The organism is Caballeronia sp. J97 (assembly GCF_905220305.1).
Classification (GTDB): Bacteria; Pseudomonadota; Gammaproteobacteria; order Burkholderiales; family Burkholderiaceae; genus Caballeronia.
Genome location: NZ_CAJMZL010000050.1, coordinates 1 through 12,633, shown reverse-complemented (window position 1 = coordinate 12,633; position 12,633 = coordinate 1). Strand labels below are relative to the sequence as shown.

At 67.3% G+C, this 12,633-nt stretch carries 11 protein-coding genes and 1 pseudogene; 2 read left to right on the top strand and 10 right to left on the bottom strand.

Annotation, left to right across the window (positions count from 1 at the left end; genetic code table 11):
* Nucleotides 1–7 precede the first annotated feature (7 nt).
* The 9 genes from tssH to U4Y90_RS34190 all read right to left on the bottom strand — a co-directional run bounded on the left by tssH (nucleotide 8) and on the right by U4Y90_RS34190 (nucleotide 10,269).
* Nucleotides 8–2,602, bottom strand: coding sequence for a type VI secretion system ATPase TssH (gene tssH, locus U4Y90_RS34230; RefSeq protein ID WP_321801382.1), 2,595 nt, complete (start codon nucleotides 2,600–2,602; stop codon nucleotides 8–10).
* Nucleotides 2,595–3,641 carry a type VI secretion system baseplate subunit TssG gene (gene tssG, locus U4Y90_RS34225; RefSeq protein ID WP_321801381.1) on the bottom strand — a complete coding sequence of 349 codons (1,047 nt, stop codon included), beginning with the start codon at nucleotides 3,639–3,641 and terminating at the stop codon, nucleotides 2,595–2,597. The genes tssH and tssG overlap by 8 nt, the downstream gene beginning before the upstream one ends.
* The gene (gene tssF, locus U4Y90_RS34220) at nucleotides 3,626–5,521 is read right to left on the bottom strand and encodes a type VI secretion system baseplate subunit TssF (RefSeq protein ID WP_321801379.1); all 1,896 of its coding nucleotides are present in this window, start codon (nucleotides 5,519–5,521) and stop codon (nucleotides 3,626–3,628) included. The genes tssG and tssF overlap by 16 nt, the downstream gene beginning before the upstream one ends.
* Complete coding sequence (gene tssE, locus U4Y90_RS34215; protein WP_321801377.1) at nucleotides 5,518–6,096, bottom strand: type VI secretion system baseplate subunit TssE; 579 nt, start codon at nucleotides 6,094–6,096, stop codon at nucleotides 5,518–5,520. The genes tssF and tssE overlap by 4 nt, the downstream gene beginning before the upstream one ends.
* A 41-nt stretch (nucleotides 6,097–6,137) precedes the next feature.
* Nucleotides 6,138–7,598: a type VI secretion system contractile sheath large subunit gene (tssC, locus tag U4Y90_RS34210; RefSeq protein WP_415749447.1), complete on the bottom strand. Its 1,461-nt coding sequence runs from the start codon at nucleotides 7,596–7,598 to the stop codon at nucleotides 6,138–6,140.
* A gap of 46 nt (nucleotides 7,599–7,644) precedes the next feature.
* On the bottom strand, nucleotides 7,645–8,175 hold the full coding sequence (gene tssB / locus U4Y90_RS34205) for a type VI secretion system contractile sheath small subunit (protein WP_321801415.1): 531 nt from the start codon (nucleotides 8,173–8,175) through the stop codon (nucleotides 7,645–7,647).
* 30 nt (nucleotides 8,176–8,205) lie between these two features.
* The gene (gene tssA / locus U4Y90_RS34200) at nucleotides 8,206–9,261 is read right to left on the bottom strand and encodes a type VI secretion system protein TssA (protein ID WP_321801373.1); all 1,056 of its coding nucleotides are present in this window, start codon (nucleotides 9,259–9,261) and stop codon (nucleotides 8,206–8,208) included.
* Between the two features lie 39 nt (nucleotides 9,262–9,300).
* Nucleotides 9,301–9,855 carry a type VI secretion system tube protein Hcp gene (locus U4Y90_RS34195; protein WP_321801372.1) on the bottom strand — a complete coding sequence of 185 codons (555 nt, stop codon included), beginning with the start codon at nucleotides 9,853–9,855 and terminating at the stop codon, nucleotides 9,301–9,303.
* A gap of 177 nt (nucleotides 9,856–10,032) precedes the next feature.
* Nucleotides 10,033–10,269 carry a hypothetical protein gene (locus U4Y90_RS34190; RefSeq protein WP_321801370.1) on the bottom strand — a complete coding sequence of 79 codons (237 nt, stop codon included), beginning with the start codon at nucleotides 10,267–10,269 and terminating at the stop codon, nucleotides 10,033–10,035.
* Nucleotides 10,270–10,437: 168 nt separating this feature from the next.
* Between U4Y90_RS34190 and U4Y90_RS34185 the strand changes: the two genes are divergently transcribed.
* Together U4Y90_RS34185 and U4Y90_RS34180 are read left to right on the top strand one after the other, a co-directional pair.
* Nucleotides 10,438–10,971 carry an RNA polymerase sigma factor gene (locus tag U4Y90_RS34185; protein WP_321801368.1) on the top strand — a complete coding sequence of 178 codons (534 nt, stop codon included), beginning with the start codon at nucleotides 10,438–10,440 and terminating at the stop codon, nucleotides 10,969–10,971.
* Nucleotides 10,968–11,807: an anti-sigma factor family protein gene (locus U4Y90_RS34180; RefSeq protein ID WP_321801366.1), complete on the top strand. Its 840-nt coding sequence runs from the start codon at nucleotides 10,968–10,970 to the stop codon at nucleotides 11,805–11,807. The genes U4Y90_RS34185 and U4Y90_RS34180 overlap by 4 nt, the downstream gene beginning before the upstream one ends.
* A gap of 114 nt (nucleotides 11,808–11,921) precedes the next feature.
* Here the strand turns inward: U4Y90_RS34180 and U4Y90_RS34175 are convergent.
* Nucleotides 11,922–12,633 (bottom strand): annotated as a pseudogene (locus U4Y90_RS34175) (pyrrolo-quinoline quinone); the annotation flags it as partial.

The following is a 12,633-nucleotide window of genomic DNA, read 5'->3' as shown; positions in this document are numbered from 1 at the left end:
ATGAAGGTCAGTCGAACGAATAGGTGAAGTCGCCGTCGCACACGCCGACCTCGACTCTTGCGACGCCGCGGCCATCGACGAGACGGCCGAGGAACTCCGCGCTCACGCGCGGCAGCACGGTGTTGGTGAGAATCGCGTCGATCATCCGGCCGCCGCTCGCGCGCTCGGTGCAGCGGCGGGCGATATGGCCGACCACGGCGTCGTCCCAGACGAAGCTCACGCGATGCCGCTCCGCGATGCGCCGCCCGATGCGCGCCAGTTGCAGGCGGATCACCGCAGCGAGCATCGCGTCGTCGAGCGGGTAGTACGGAATCACGGCGACGCGGCCGAGCAGCGCGGGCGGGAACGCGTCGAGCAACGGCGCGCGCAGCGCCTGCGCGATCTCTTCCGGCGACGGCGCTTCACGTCCGCCGCCGCACAGATGCGTGATCAGTTCGGTGCCGACGTTCGTCGTGAGCAGGATCAGCGTGTTGGAAAAGTCGATCTCGCGGCCTTCGCCGTCCTCCATGCGGCCCTTGTCGAAGACCTGGAAGAAGAGCTTGTGCACGTCCGGGTGCGCCTTCTCGAACTCGTCGAGCAGCACGACGCTGTACGGACGACGCCGCACCGCCTCGGTCAGCGCGCCGCCTTCGCCATAGCCGACGTATCCCGGCGGCGCGCCCTTGAGCAGCGACACCGTATGCGCCTCCTGGTACTCGCTCATGTTCACGGTGATGACGTTGTCCTCGCCGCCATACAGCGCCTCGGCGAGCGCGAGCGCGGTTTCGGTCTTGCCGACGCCCGAGGTGCCGGCCAGCATGAACACGCCGACCGGCTTGCACGGATCGTCGAGGCCGGCGCGCGCGGTCTGCACGCGGCGCGCGATCATCGCCATCGCGTGACGCTGCCCGACGATGCGGCGATTCAGCGTCGCCGCCAGATCGAGCACGCTCGCGGCTTCGTCGCGCACCATGCGGCCGACGGGAATGCCGGTCCAGTCCTGCACGACCGATGCGACCGCCTGCGCATCGACGCCGGGCAGGATCAGCGGCGCTTCGCCCTGACGCTCGGCGAGTTCGTCGGTGAGCGCCTTCAGATCCGCAAGCGCCACGGCTTCGCCGCCCTCCTCGATGCCCCGCCGCGCCGCGATGATGCGCGCCACGAGCGCGCGCTCCGCTTCCCAGCGCGCGGTCAGTTCCGCGAGGCGCGCGCGTTCGGCGTCGAGCCTCGCGGCGACATCGGCGGCGCGCTCTTGCGTGTCGATGCCGAGCGCCGCCTCGCGCGTCACGATCCCGCTCTCGGTCTCCAGGGTCTCGATGCGCCGCTTCGCATCGTCGATGGCGGGCGGCAGCGCCTGCTGGCTCACGGCGACGCGCGCACAGGCGGTGTCGAGCAGGCTCACGGCCTTGTCGGGCAACTGGCGCGCCGGAATGAAGCGATGCGACAGTTTCACGGCCGCTTCGAGCGCCTCGTCGAACACCTGCACGCCGTGATGACACTCCATCTTGCGCACGAGGCCGCGCATCATCGCGATCGCGCCCGCTTCGCCAGGCTCCGGCACCTTGACCACCTGGAAGCGCCGCGTGAGCGCCGGGTCCTTTTCGATGTGCTTCTTGTACTCGACCCACGTCGTCGCGGCGATGGTGCGCAGCGTGCCGCGCGCGAGCGCCGGCTTGAGAAGATTGGCGGCGTCCCCGGTGCCGGCCGCGCCGCCCGCGCCCACGAGCGTATGCGCCTCGTCGATGAACAGAATCACCGGCCTGTCCGACGCCTGCACTTCGTCGATCACCTGCCTGAGCCGGTCCTCGAACTCGCCCTTCATGCTCGCGCCCGCCTGCAGCAGGCCGACATCGAGCGTCAGCACGGCCGCGTCGCGCAACGCGGGCGGCACGTCCCCCGCGACGACGCGCTGCGCGAAGCCTTCCACCACCGCCGTCTTGCCGACGCCCGCCTCGCCCGTGAGGATCGGGTTGTTCTGACGGCGCCGCATGAGAATGTCGATGACCTGGCGAATCTCCATGTCCCGCCCGACGATGGGATCGAGCCTGCCCTCGCGCGCCTCGGCGGTGAGATCGACGGTGTAGCGGGCCAGCGCGTCGCTCGGCGCGGGTTGCGCGAGCGGACCGGCGACCGGCGCGGATTGCGCTTCGGGCGAGCCGTCGAGCAATGCGTCGAAACGCGCGGACAGCGAATCGAAGCTGATCTTCTCGAACTGGCGCGAGAGCGCATAGAGCGCATTGCGCAGGTTCGGCGTGCGCAACATGCCGATCACGAGATGCCCGGAGCGCACCTTCGCGGCGTTGAACATCAGCGAGCCGAAGACCCAGCCGCGCTCGACGGCTTCGTCGACCTGCGCGGAGATATCGGAAACCGAAGTCGCGCCACGCGGCAGGCGATCGAGCGCGGCCGTGAGATCGCGTTCGAGCGCGGCTTCGTCCAGCTCGAAATGCCGCACGAGGCGGCGCAGGTCGGAATCCGCCGCGAGCAGGATCTGATGCACCCAGTGCGCCAGCTCGACATACGGATTGCCGCGCAGCTTGCAGAACGCCGCGCCGTTTTCGATCGCGCGATAAGGAAGCGGATCGAGCTTGCCGAACAACGCCATGCGGCTGATTTCAGTCATGAGAAGTCTCCTTGCTGTTCGCTTGCTTCCGGCCCGCTTGCGCCGGTCCGGCGATCACGACCCGATGGTTGTCATGGACCGGCGCACCGCTCGTGAGCCAGGTGTTCCAGCCGAGGCGCGCGCCGTTCGCCTTCTTGCCTTGCAAACGCAGCGCGGGCACTTCGTCGCGTTTCAGATGCAGCGCGACGTCCCAGTCGAGCGGATCGCGCACGTAGTTGCGGACCCAGTCGGCGAGCTTCACGACGCTCTGGCCGCCGGGCAGGAAGCGCTCGAAATTGGCATAGCCGAGCGGCCCGATGACGATGCGGAACTTGTGCTGGCAGTCCCACACGCGCGTGCCGACCACCGTCGATACGCCGAGCCGCGCGCCGGAAAGACGCGTGTGCGCGTCCGCCGGCAGCGCGATCCAGTGGCCGCGCCACGGTTCGATCGACACCTTCACGCCGAAGAAGCGCGCGAGGATCAGGCGCAGCCCGTCGGCGTGGCGCGTCGGCGCGGCGAGCACGCCCGCGAAGTGGCGCTTGGCCGAATCGGGCACCGTGTCGCGCCCGGCGAGCGCGGGCGCGCCCAGACCGAACAGGCTGCCGACGTAGTCCGCGAAGCGATCGTCGCGCGGACGGTCGGCGCTCACGACCGGCTGCGCATCGGCCCACGCGCGATAGAACAGCGACAGCATGCGGTGGTGGAACACGTCGAGAAAGCGCGCGAGCGTCGGATCGTTCGCGTTGCGGGCGCGCTCCCGCACATAGGCGGTCAGGTGCGTCGGCAGCGGGCCGTTCGGTCCGAGCAGGCCGAGAAAATTCACCGCGAGCCGGCCGGGCTGCCCATGCTCGCCCGGCACGTAATCGCCGAGCGTCGTCGGATGGAAGATCAGCTCCGGGTCTTGCGACAGGCGCACGGCGTCATCGCGCGCCGCCAGCGAACGGCCGAGGCGCGGACGCTCCGGATGCGCCTGCTCGACGAGCCGCAACGCCTGGAAGAAGTCGAAGCGACGGGCGTCGCGCGCGAGCACGCCGTCGAGGGTCAGAGCGTCGCGCATCGTCCGGTCCTCGCTGGCCACTGCATGACCGGACCGCGCGCGAGCGTCGCGACGTGCGTCTCGGTGAACGAATTGATCGACACGTACTGCGCAAAGAATTCCGCAAGGACCGCGCCGAGCAGGAACGCGCTCGCGCCTTCGAAGGCGGCGTCGTCGAAACGCAGCGTGATCGCAAGGCCGCGCCCGTAGACGATCGGCCCCGGCGACGGCAGCCGCCGCACGACCGGCGCGCACGACACCGAGCGCAACCCTTCCACCTGCCGATGCGCGGCGGCGTCGTCGGCCGGGCAGTACAGCGCGAGCAGTTCGCGCAGCGCGCGGGCGCCTTCGTGCTCGTTGGCATCGACGAGCGACGCGTAGTTCAGCGAAAGATGATCGAGCAGCCGCCATGCCGTCGGTCCCTGCGCGAACGAAGGCAGCGGCCGGCTCGGCCCGGCGACGCAGCGCACGGCGGTGACGGGCGCTTCGGCATCGAGCGTGAAGTCGGTCGAGCCGGCGCCGATCGGCATCGACAGCGGCAGATCGCGATTCGTACACCACGCGCTGATGCCGAGCTGACGCACTTCGCCGCCGTGCGGCGCGTTCGCCGCATCGACCAGCGCGATGAAGGCTTCGCTGCCGAGATAGCTGCTGCGCGCGCCGTTGCGCTGCTGCCGCACCGAAGCGCGCCGCGCCTCGCGGCGCAACTGATAGAACGCGCCGCCCTCGTCCGGCGTGTCGAGGTCCTTCGCGCAGTGGAACGGCCGATACTGCTTCTCGGCGGCCGCGCCCGCGCCGTAGCCGGTCACCTCGTCGATCCGATGAATCTCGTAGTCCATCGGCCGCGTCCGGTCCACCACGACGTGATGCTCGAACTCCGTGTCCGACAGCGCGATGCGATCGGTGCGGCGGCGAAACAGGTTGATGGCGGGCGTGCAGTCGAGCGCGAAATTCGATGCGTCGACGCCGCGTTCGAGCGACGTGTCCGCCTGATCGAGCAGGATCACGATCTCGGCTTCCTGGCCGCGGCAACAACGCAACGCGCCGCGCAGTCCGGCCAGTTCGACGAACATGAAGCGCGGCGCGAAGGCGAAATACTCCTGCAGCAAGCGGTATCCGTCGAACGATTGCTGGCCGACCGGCAAAAGCGCCTCGTCCTCGGCGAACCCGAGCGGCCGCAGCGCGTGCTTCGGCAACAGCGCGAGCGTGGACGCCGCGCTCGCGCCGTTGCCCGGCTGCATCACCGCGACGCCGACGCAATGCGCGAGCAGCCGCTCGTGCAGGCGCGCGGGCAGACCGTCGGGGCCGCGCAGATAGAGCGCGAGACGATCGAGCGAAAGGCGCTCGAAACCGAGCGCGCCGGTCGCCCGCAGCCGCAGGCGCAATCCCGCCTTGACGTTCGCGGGCAACGCGGGCGACGACGCGTTGAGCGAGCCCGCATGCGTGAAGAACTTCGCCTGCGCGATCTCGACCGGCCACAGCGTCACCGCATGGGCGGTGCGATATTCGCAGCGCGTCGACGCGGACTTGTCGAGCATGCCGCGCAGCGCCGTATGGCGCGGCACGATGATGCCGTCGGCGCTCGCGGCGAGTTGCGGATTCGCGTGGTCGGCCTGCAATTGCACGACCGCCATCGACGGCGTCGGCGCGAGATAGTGCGGATAGGCCAGCTCCAGCAGATGCTGCGTGAAGCGCGGGAATTCGGCATCGAGCTTCATCTGCACGCGCGCGGCGAGAAAGCTGAAGCCTTCCAGCAAGCGCTCGACATACGGGTCCGCGCATTCGACGCCGTCCAGCGCGAGCCGCCCGGCGATCTTCGGAAACGCGGCGGCGAATTCTCCGCCCATCTCCCGCACGTGCTGAAGCTCCTGGCTGTAGTACTTGAGGAACGCCGGGTTCATGCCGATTGCTCCCCGGCCGAGGGCGCGGCGCACGCAGCCGATGCGTCGGTGACGCGCACCTCGCCCGCTTCGAGGTCCAGTTCCGTGCGCAGAAAAAGCCGCTCGGGGTACGGCTGCGACCACATGTCGGCCTCGATCTCGAAGCGGATCACGTGTCCGCCTCTCGGGGTCATCGCGCCTCTCGGGGTCATCGCGCCTCTCGCGCCCTTCGCATCGTCGATCGCCGTCACGCGCACCGATTCGCGCGCGAGGCGCGGCTCGAAGGCCCACAGCGCATCGCGGATCAGGCGCTCCAGCGCACCCGCCGTGAGCGCGGCGACATCGCGCCCCGCGAGGTCGGGCAAACCGTAGTTCAGCACCGAGGCCGCGACATGCGGCAGGTTCGCCGCGTCCGCGCCTTCCCCGAGACCGCTCGCGTTCAGCAGCCAGCCGATATCGCGCTGCACGCTGTCGCGCAGTGCGCGCGCCGACATCACGCGACGCTCGCGGGATTCATGACGCGCGTGCGGTTCGAAATCGGTCAGGCGATCCAGCAACGACGGTTGCAGGCGATCGCGGGCGGAAGGTTCGGACATGAGCGGCTCCTTGTGGGCGAAATGGACGGACATCGCGCGACTCAGGCGGCCTTCGCCGTCGGCAGCTTCGACACGAGCCGCAGCGACACCGTGAGGCCTTCGAGCTGGTAATGCGGGCGCAGGAAGAACTTCGACGTGTAGTAGCCCGGATTGCCCGCCACTTCCTCCACGATGACCTGCGCGTCGGCCAGCGGCTTGCGCGCCTTGGTGTCGTCGGAGGAGTGGGCGGGATCGCCGTCGACATACTGGAGAATCCAGTTCTGCAGCCAGCGCTCCATGTCGTCGCGCTCCCTGAACGAACCGAGCTTGTCGCGCACGATGCATTTCAGGTAGTGCGCGAAACGGCAGCAGGCGAACAGATACGGCAGTCGCGCCGCGAGGTTCGCGTTCGCGGTGGCGTCCGGGTCTTCGTACTCGGCGGGCTTGTGCAGCGACTGCGCGCCGATGAACGCCGCGAAGTCCGAGTTCTTCTTGTGCACGAGCGGCATGAAGCCGTTCCGGGCGAGTTCGGCCTCGCGCCGGTCGCTGATCGCGATCTCGGTCGGACACTTCATGTCGACGCCGCCGTCGTCCGTCGGAAACGCATGCACCGGCAGCCCCTCGACCGCGCCGCCCGATTCGACGCCGCGAATGCGCGAGCACCAGCCCGACATCTTGAACGAGCGCGTGATGTTCGCCGCCATCGCATACGATGCGTTCGCCCATGCGTACTTGCTGCTGTTCGCGCCGGCCGTGTCTTCCTCGAAGTCGAAGGCCTCGACCGGGTCGGTCTTCGCGCCATAGGGGGCGCGCGCGAGAAAGCGCGGCATCGCGAGGCCGATGTAGCGCGAGTCCTCCGAATCGCGCAGCGAGCGCCATGCGGCGTGCTCGGGCGTCTGGAAGATCTTGGTCAGATCGCGCGGATTCGCGAGCTCCTGCCAAGACTCCATCAGAAGCGCGGCCGGGTCCGCGCCCGCGATGAACGGCGCATGCGCCGCCGCCGCGATCTTCGCGATCTGCGTGAGCAGGTCGACATCGGGGCCGCCGTGATCGAAGTAATAGTCCGCGACCAGCGCGCCATAGGGCTCGCCGCCGAACTGGCCGTACTCTTCCTCGTAAAGCTTCTTGAAGAGCGGGCTCTGGTCCCACGCGACGCCACGATACTTCTTCAGCATCTTGTGCAGATCCGTCTTCGACATGTTGAGCACGCGGATCTTGAGCGACTCGTCGGTCTCCGTGTTGCTCACCAGATAGTGCAGGCCGCGCCATGCGCTCTCCACCTTCTGAAACGGCTCGCTGTGCAGGATCAGGTTGATCTGCCCGGTGAGCGCCCGATCGATTTGCGCGATCAGCGCCTCGATGGTCGCGAGGACATCGCCGGAAATCACGCCGGTGTCGCGCAATGCCTGCTCGGCCAGCGTGCGCACCGCATTCTCGACGGCGTCGCGGGCGCGCTCGGACTTCGGCTTGAATTCCTTTTGCAGCAGCGCGGAGAAATCGTCGAGCGCGGGCGCCGCTTCCATGACGGCGGCGCGGGTCTCGTGCTGGAGGCTGAGGTCGTTCATCGTGTCATGCTCCGGTGGCGGGTTTGGCTTCGTCGTCGGTCGGACGCGGTTGCGCGGCGAGCGCCTGCATCAGCGCGGGTTCTTCCAGCAAGCGGGCGATCAGGGCTTCGGCGCCGGTCTTGCCGTCCATGTAGGTCAGCAGGTTCGCCAGTTGCGTGCGCGCTTCGAGCAGTTGCCGCAGCGGCGCGACCTTGCGGGCGATCGCGGCGGGCGTGAAATCGTCCATGCTCTCGAAGGTCAGATCGACCGCGACGTTGCCGTCGCCCGTCAGCGTGTTCGGCACCTGCACCGCGACGCGCGGCTTCATCGACTTGAGACGCTCGTCGAAGTTGTCCACGTCGATCTCGAGGAACTTGCGTTCGGCGGCGGGCGCGAGCGGCTCGACGGGCTGCCCCGACAGATCCGCGAGCACGCCCATCACGAAGGGCAGGTTGACCTTCTTCTCCGAGCCGTAGACTTCGACGTCGTATTCGATCTGCACACGCGGCGCACGATTGCGCGCGATGAACTTCTGACTGCTTTCCTTTGCCACGATGTCCACTCCTTTGCTTTTGCCCGAGCCGGGTCAGACGACCCCGCCCAGATGCCTGAATTGATGCGCGCCGTCCGGCGCGACGTCCTCGATGATTTCCATGAAGCTCTTGCCGACGAGCCTGCGGGCGCGTTGCAGCAACACCGGCAACGGGCTCGATGGCTCGCATTCGGCGTAATAGGCGCAGATCGCGTCGAGCGCGTCGCTTACATCGCGTGCGCTCGCGATGCGCCGGGGCGTGGCGGGCTCCGTCGCGACGGCGCGATGCGCCGCCGGATCGAAACCCGCGCCCTCTTCACTGCTGCTGGTCTCCATCGCGCGTCCCCTTTCCCCCGTATGCGAATCGAGCACCGCGACCCGCGCCGCCACGAACTCGCCGATGCGCCCGAGCGGCCGTGCGAGCGGTCCGAAATCGAGCGCGCGCGCCGGCCCCACGTAACCGGTCAACGCGCTCTCGATCTTGACGAGCGAGGCGCGCGCCGACGACAGCGCTTCGCTCATCGCACGCGCTTCGTCGATGCCTGTAAGCGCGAACGCCGCATCGATGGCCGCGAGCGTCGGCATCTCGTCGCCTTCGTACAGCGGCGCTTCGCCTGCCAGCACTTCGAGATCGCGCAGCGCGAAACCGCGCTGGCCGCGCGGCGCGACGAAGGGCACGTCGCGCAACTCGCCTGCCAGCCCCGCGCCGTCGACGAGCGCCGACAACGCGTTGACGCGCGCGGTCGGATCGTCGCCGTCGCTGGCATCGAGTTGCGGATGCACGTCGCGCCAGTGCTGCCCGAGCAGCCCTTCGATCAGCGCGAGGCCGCTGGCGAGCCCGGCGAAGCCCTCGCGCGCCATGCCCGAACGCGTGTAATGCACCGCCACCCGCAGATCGCGCGTGCGCCCGAGCAGGGTGATCGACAGCGAGCGGGCGAGCGTCCAGTCGGGCGGCGTCGCGGCAATCACGGTGCCGCCGTACTGGGCGTCGGGCTTGCCGGCGATCGCCTGTTCCAGCGCCCGAAACTCGGGGCTGTACTCTTCGTCCTCGCCGCACGGCGCATCGGGCGCGAGGGCGGCGAGCCAGGCTGCGATATCTGCGAAGTTCATGGCGATGTCCGCGACGAGCATTGAACGGAAGGCGGCCTATCAGGGCCTCGGCGACGACGACGAGCGCGAACTCGAACTCGAGCCGGGGCTCGCGCCCGGGCCGGAATCGCAATTGGCGGTGTTCTTCGGGATGTTCCATTTGCCGGTCACCACGCCGCCCTTCTTCGCGCCGTTGTTGTCCTGCGGCTGATACTCGACGCAGAATTGCGCGAAGTTCAGCGTGACGTTCTCGGCGACCTGATCCGCGCCGCCGGAGCCGACCGAATGGCGGCTGATGAGCACTTCCTTGAGCGTGATCTTCAGATACTCGACCGGCTCGTTGCCGCCCGCCTTGCGCAGGGTGAGCACGGCCTCCGGCATGTGCGTGCCCTGGCAGCACGACTGCACGATCGTCGGCGAACTCTTGTCGACGTACTTGCTGATCGACAGGTCCTGCACCGACGCGGTCCCGGTGCCGCCGCCCGTGCCGCTGTGCGTGGTGCCCGTCTGCGCGCATCCCCACGACCAGCTCAGCACCTCGATCTCATCGACGTGACCCGCCGCCTGAGATTCCCCCTTGATATCGCCCAGCTTGAGAAACATGTCTACGGCCATTTCCAGTCTCCAAAAAATGCGCGCCTTTCGGCACGGGTAAATTCACATCGCGTGGGAACGCGATGCGTGATTTGCGAGCTTTCTGTTGATTACCCGCTTTACTTCGGATACCTGATTTATTGCAATGCTTCGATGCGTTTTTCGTCGCCACGGATCAGCCTGAATTCACGCGCCGGCTCATTCGCCGAGCGCCCGGCGGATCGCCGCTTCGACGGCCCGCGCGTCCCCGTGCGCGCAGAGGGCCGCCCAGTTCATCAGCGTGTCGCGATTCACCGCCGGCGCTTCGCAAAGCTGCGCAAATCGTTCGAGTGTGGCGGCCGAACCGGCTATGCTATGAAAACGTTCGCGTCCGATGCACGCGTCCAGCATGACCGCCATGCCTGCCTGCCGGGCCCGGTCGAGGAGGGTCTCCATGATCTGTCTCCTATTCGATGGTTCCGATGCGCTCCGATGCGCGATCCGTGACCCGAAAACAGCCGCGCTCGCCGGCTTATTCCGCAAAAAAACTCGAAAAATTCGCGGAATAGATTCGCGTCTGGAGTGTTGTCAATCATGAGCGCGCCCATTTCAGGAGCTGCCCCGATGAACGACGACGATCTGCCGACCGTCCTGCCGACGCTATTGCCGAGGCTGTGGCGATTCGCGCTGCGGCTGACGCAGAATCCGCACGACGCCGAGGATTTGGTGCAGCGGGCCTGCGTGCGCGCGCTGGAGCGGCGCAGCCAGCTTCAACCGGGCACGTCGGCGCTCAGCTGGCTCTTTTCGATCGTGCATTCCACGTGGATGAACGAACTGCGCGCCCGTTCGATTCGCAATCGCGGCAGCCTCGACTGGCAGGACGAGGAAATCGAGTCGTTTGCCGATCCTTCGGCGCGCAATCCGGAGCTCGATTTGCTGCATCGGCAGGTGATCGACGCCGTGGAAGCATTGCCCGAAGCGCAGCGCGTCGTGATGGTGCTGGTGGCGATCGAAGGTCTGAGCTATCGCGAGGCAGCCGAGGTGCTCGACGTGCCGATCGGCACGATCATGAGCCGGCTGTCGCGCGCGCGGCTGACGATCGGTCAGAAGTTCAGCGTGCAGGCGCCAGCGTCGGCTAGAAAAGGAGAATCCCTATGATGAATGTCGATGATTCGCTGCTGATGGCCTATGTGGACGGGGAGCTTTCGCCGGAGCAGCGCGGCGAAGTCGAAGCGGCGATCGCCCACTCCGACGAGCTGGCGGCGCGGGCCGCGGCGTTGCAGGCGTCGGTGCTGCCGTATCGCGCCGCGTATGACCGGCAGACGGTGCCGCCCGTGCCGGAGAGCCTCACGCGCCGCATAGAAGAACTCGTGAGCGTCAGCACGCCGCAGGAGCGCGGCGCGCAGCGCGGCAGCCGGCGCTTTTCGATGCAATGGGCGGCCGCGGCTTTTGTCGCCGGTGCGATCTGCTCGGGCGTGCTCACGGGGTATCTCAGCGGCGTGAATCCGTTGAAACGGGGCGCCGATCCCTGGGTGCAGAGCGTGGCGGACTATCAGGTGCTCTACGGCCGCGATACGGTCGCCAATCTCCGGGAGGACAAAGCCACCACCGAACAGGTGCTGGCCGATATCCATCAGCGCGACGGCATGCCGGTCGACGTTCCCGATCTGCGTCAGGTGGGCCTGAAATTCAAGCGCGTGCAGCGGCTGAATTATCACGACCGCCCGCTCGTGCAGATGGTGTATCTGCCGGAGCGCGGCGATCCGGTGGCGCTGTGCGTGATCGAGGAAAACGAAGGCGATGCGCCCGTGCGATCGGGTCAGGCCGGCGAAATGAAGACGGTCACATGGCGGACGAACCGGCTCGCCTATGTGCTGCTCGCGAAGTCTCCTTCGCTCGACTTGCAGGCCATCGGCAACAGCATTGCCAACGGCAAGACCGCGCCGCTCTACAGCAGCGGAAATTCAGACGCGTCGCGCGACGGAACCATCTGAAGGAAATAACAACGATCTCTATTCCTTTTGTTCGATAGCCTGCCACTGCCCTCTTTCGGGACTGGCAGGCGCTTGGCGGGAACGTCTTGCCCGTTCCCGCCGCACGAGTCGCAGCTATTTCGACAGCAATCCGAACACGGCGACGCCGTTCTTCGTGCCGACATACACCTTGCCGTTCGCGATCATCGGCGTGATGAACTTGTTGCCCTGGCCGAACTGGTCGCGGCCGCCCGCGTCGACGCTGCTGTACAACTCGTGGCTGAGGTTGGTCGCGTCGTAAGCGCGCAGAACGCCGATCGAGCCGTTCTCCGCCGCCCACAAAATGGCGTTCGTCGTGCCGTTCGCGGAAATGCCCGGCGTCGCGCCCGGGAAGCCGAACGCATTCGGCGTCTGACTCGTCGGCGTTCGCGAGAGCGCGGCGTTCGTGACCGTGAACGCCTTGATCGTGTCGCTGACCGCGCCGAAATAGACCGTGTTGTTGAAATAGGCCGGCGCGCCGAACATCGGTCCGCGTATCTGGCCGACGAGTTCCTGATAAATGTGATCCGCGTTCGAATCGAACTTGCCCATCGACCAGCGGTTCACGACATAGATCGTCGAGTTCTTGCCCGCGCCGACCGCGAGACGCCAGATCTTGCCGTTCGCATCGGCAAAATCGGGCAACACCATTGCGCCGCCGGAGCCGAGGTCTTCGTCTTCGTTCGATTCCTGCACCGTATTCGACGGCTGGAAATAGTCCTGCACCCTGAGCGGCCCGAGGTTGAGCCTCAGGAAGCCGTTGCCGTAGTTGCCGTTGATCGGCATCTCGTGCTCGTTTTGCGTCGGG

What these genes read in the sequence shown, in the direction of transcription:
- tssE (WP_321801377.1), bottom strand. Translation starts at nt 6,096, where the DNA reads ATGTCCGAACCTTCCGCCCGCGATCGCCTGCAACCGTCGTTGCTGGAT.
- tssA (WP_321801373.1), bottom strand. Translation starts at nt 9,261, where the DNA reads ATGAACTTCGCAGATATCGCAGCCTGGCTCGCCGCCCTCGCGCCCGAT.
- tssC (WP_415749447.1), bottom strand. Translation starts at nt 7,598, where the DNA reads ATGGAAGCGGCGCCCGCGCTCGACGATTTCTCCGCGCTGCTGCAAAAG.
- U4Y90_RS34185 (WP_321801368.1), top strand. Translation starts at nt 10,438, where the DNA reads ATGAACGACGACGATCTGCCGACCGTCCTGCCGACGCTATTGCCGAGG.
- tssH (WP_321801382.1), bottom strand. Translation starts at nt 2,602, where the DNA reads ATGACTGAAATCAGCCGCATGGCGTTGTTCGGCAAGCTCGATCCGCTT.
- U4Y90_RS34190 (WP_321801370.1), bottom strand. Translation starts at nt 10,269, where the DNA reads ATGGAGACCCTCCTCGACCGGGCCCGGCAGGCAGGCATGGCGGTCATG.
- tssF (WP_321801379.1), bottom strand. Translation starts at nt 5,521, where the DNA reads ATGAACCCGGCGTTCCTCAAGTACTACAGCCAGGAGCTTCAGCACGTG.
- U4Y90_RS34195 (WP_321801372.1), bottom strand. Translation starts at nt 9,855, where the DNA reads ATGGCCGTAGACATGTTTCTCAAGCTGGGCGATATCAAGGGGGAATCT.
- U4Y90_RS34180 (WP_321801366.1), top strand. Translation starts at nt 10,968, where the DNA reads ATGATGAATGTCGATGATTCGCTGCTGATGGCCTATGTGGACGGGGAG.
- tssG (WP_321801381.1), bottom strand. Translation starts at nt 3,641, where the DNA reads ATGCGCGACGCTCTGACCCTCGACGGCGTGCTCGCGCGCGACGCCCGT.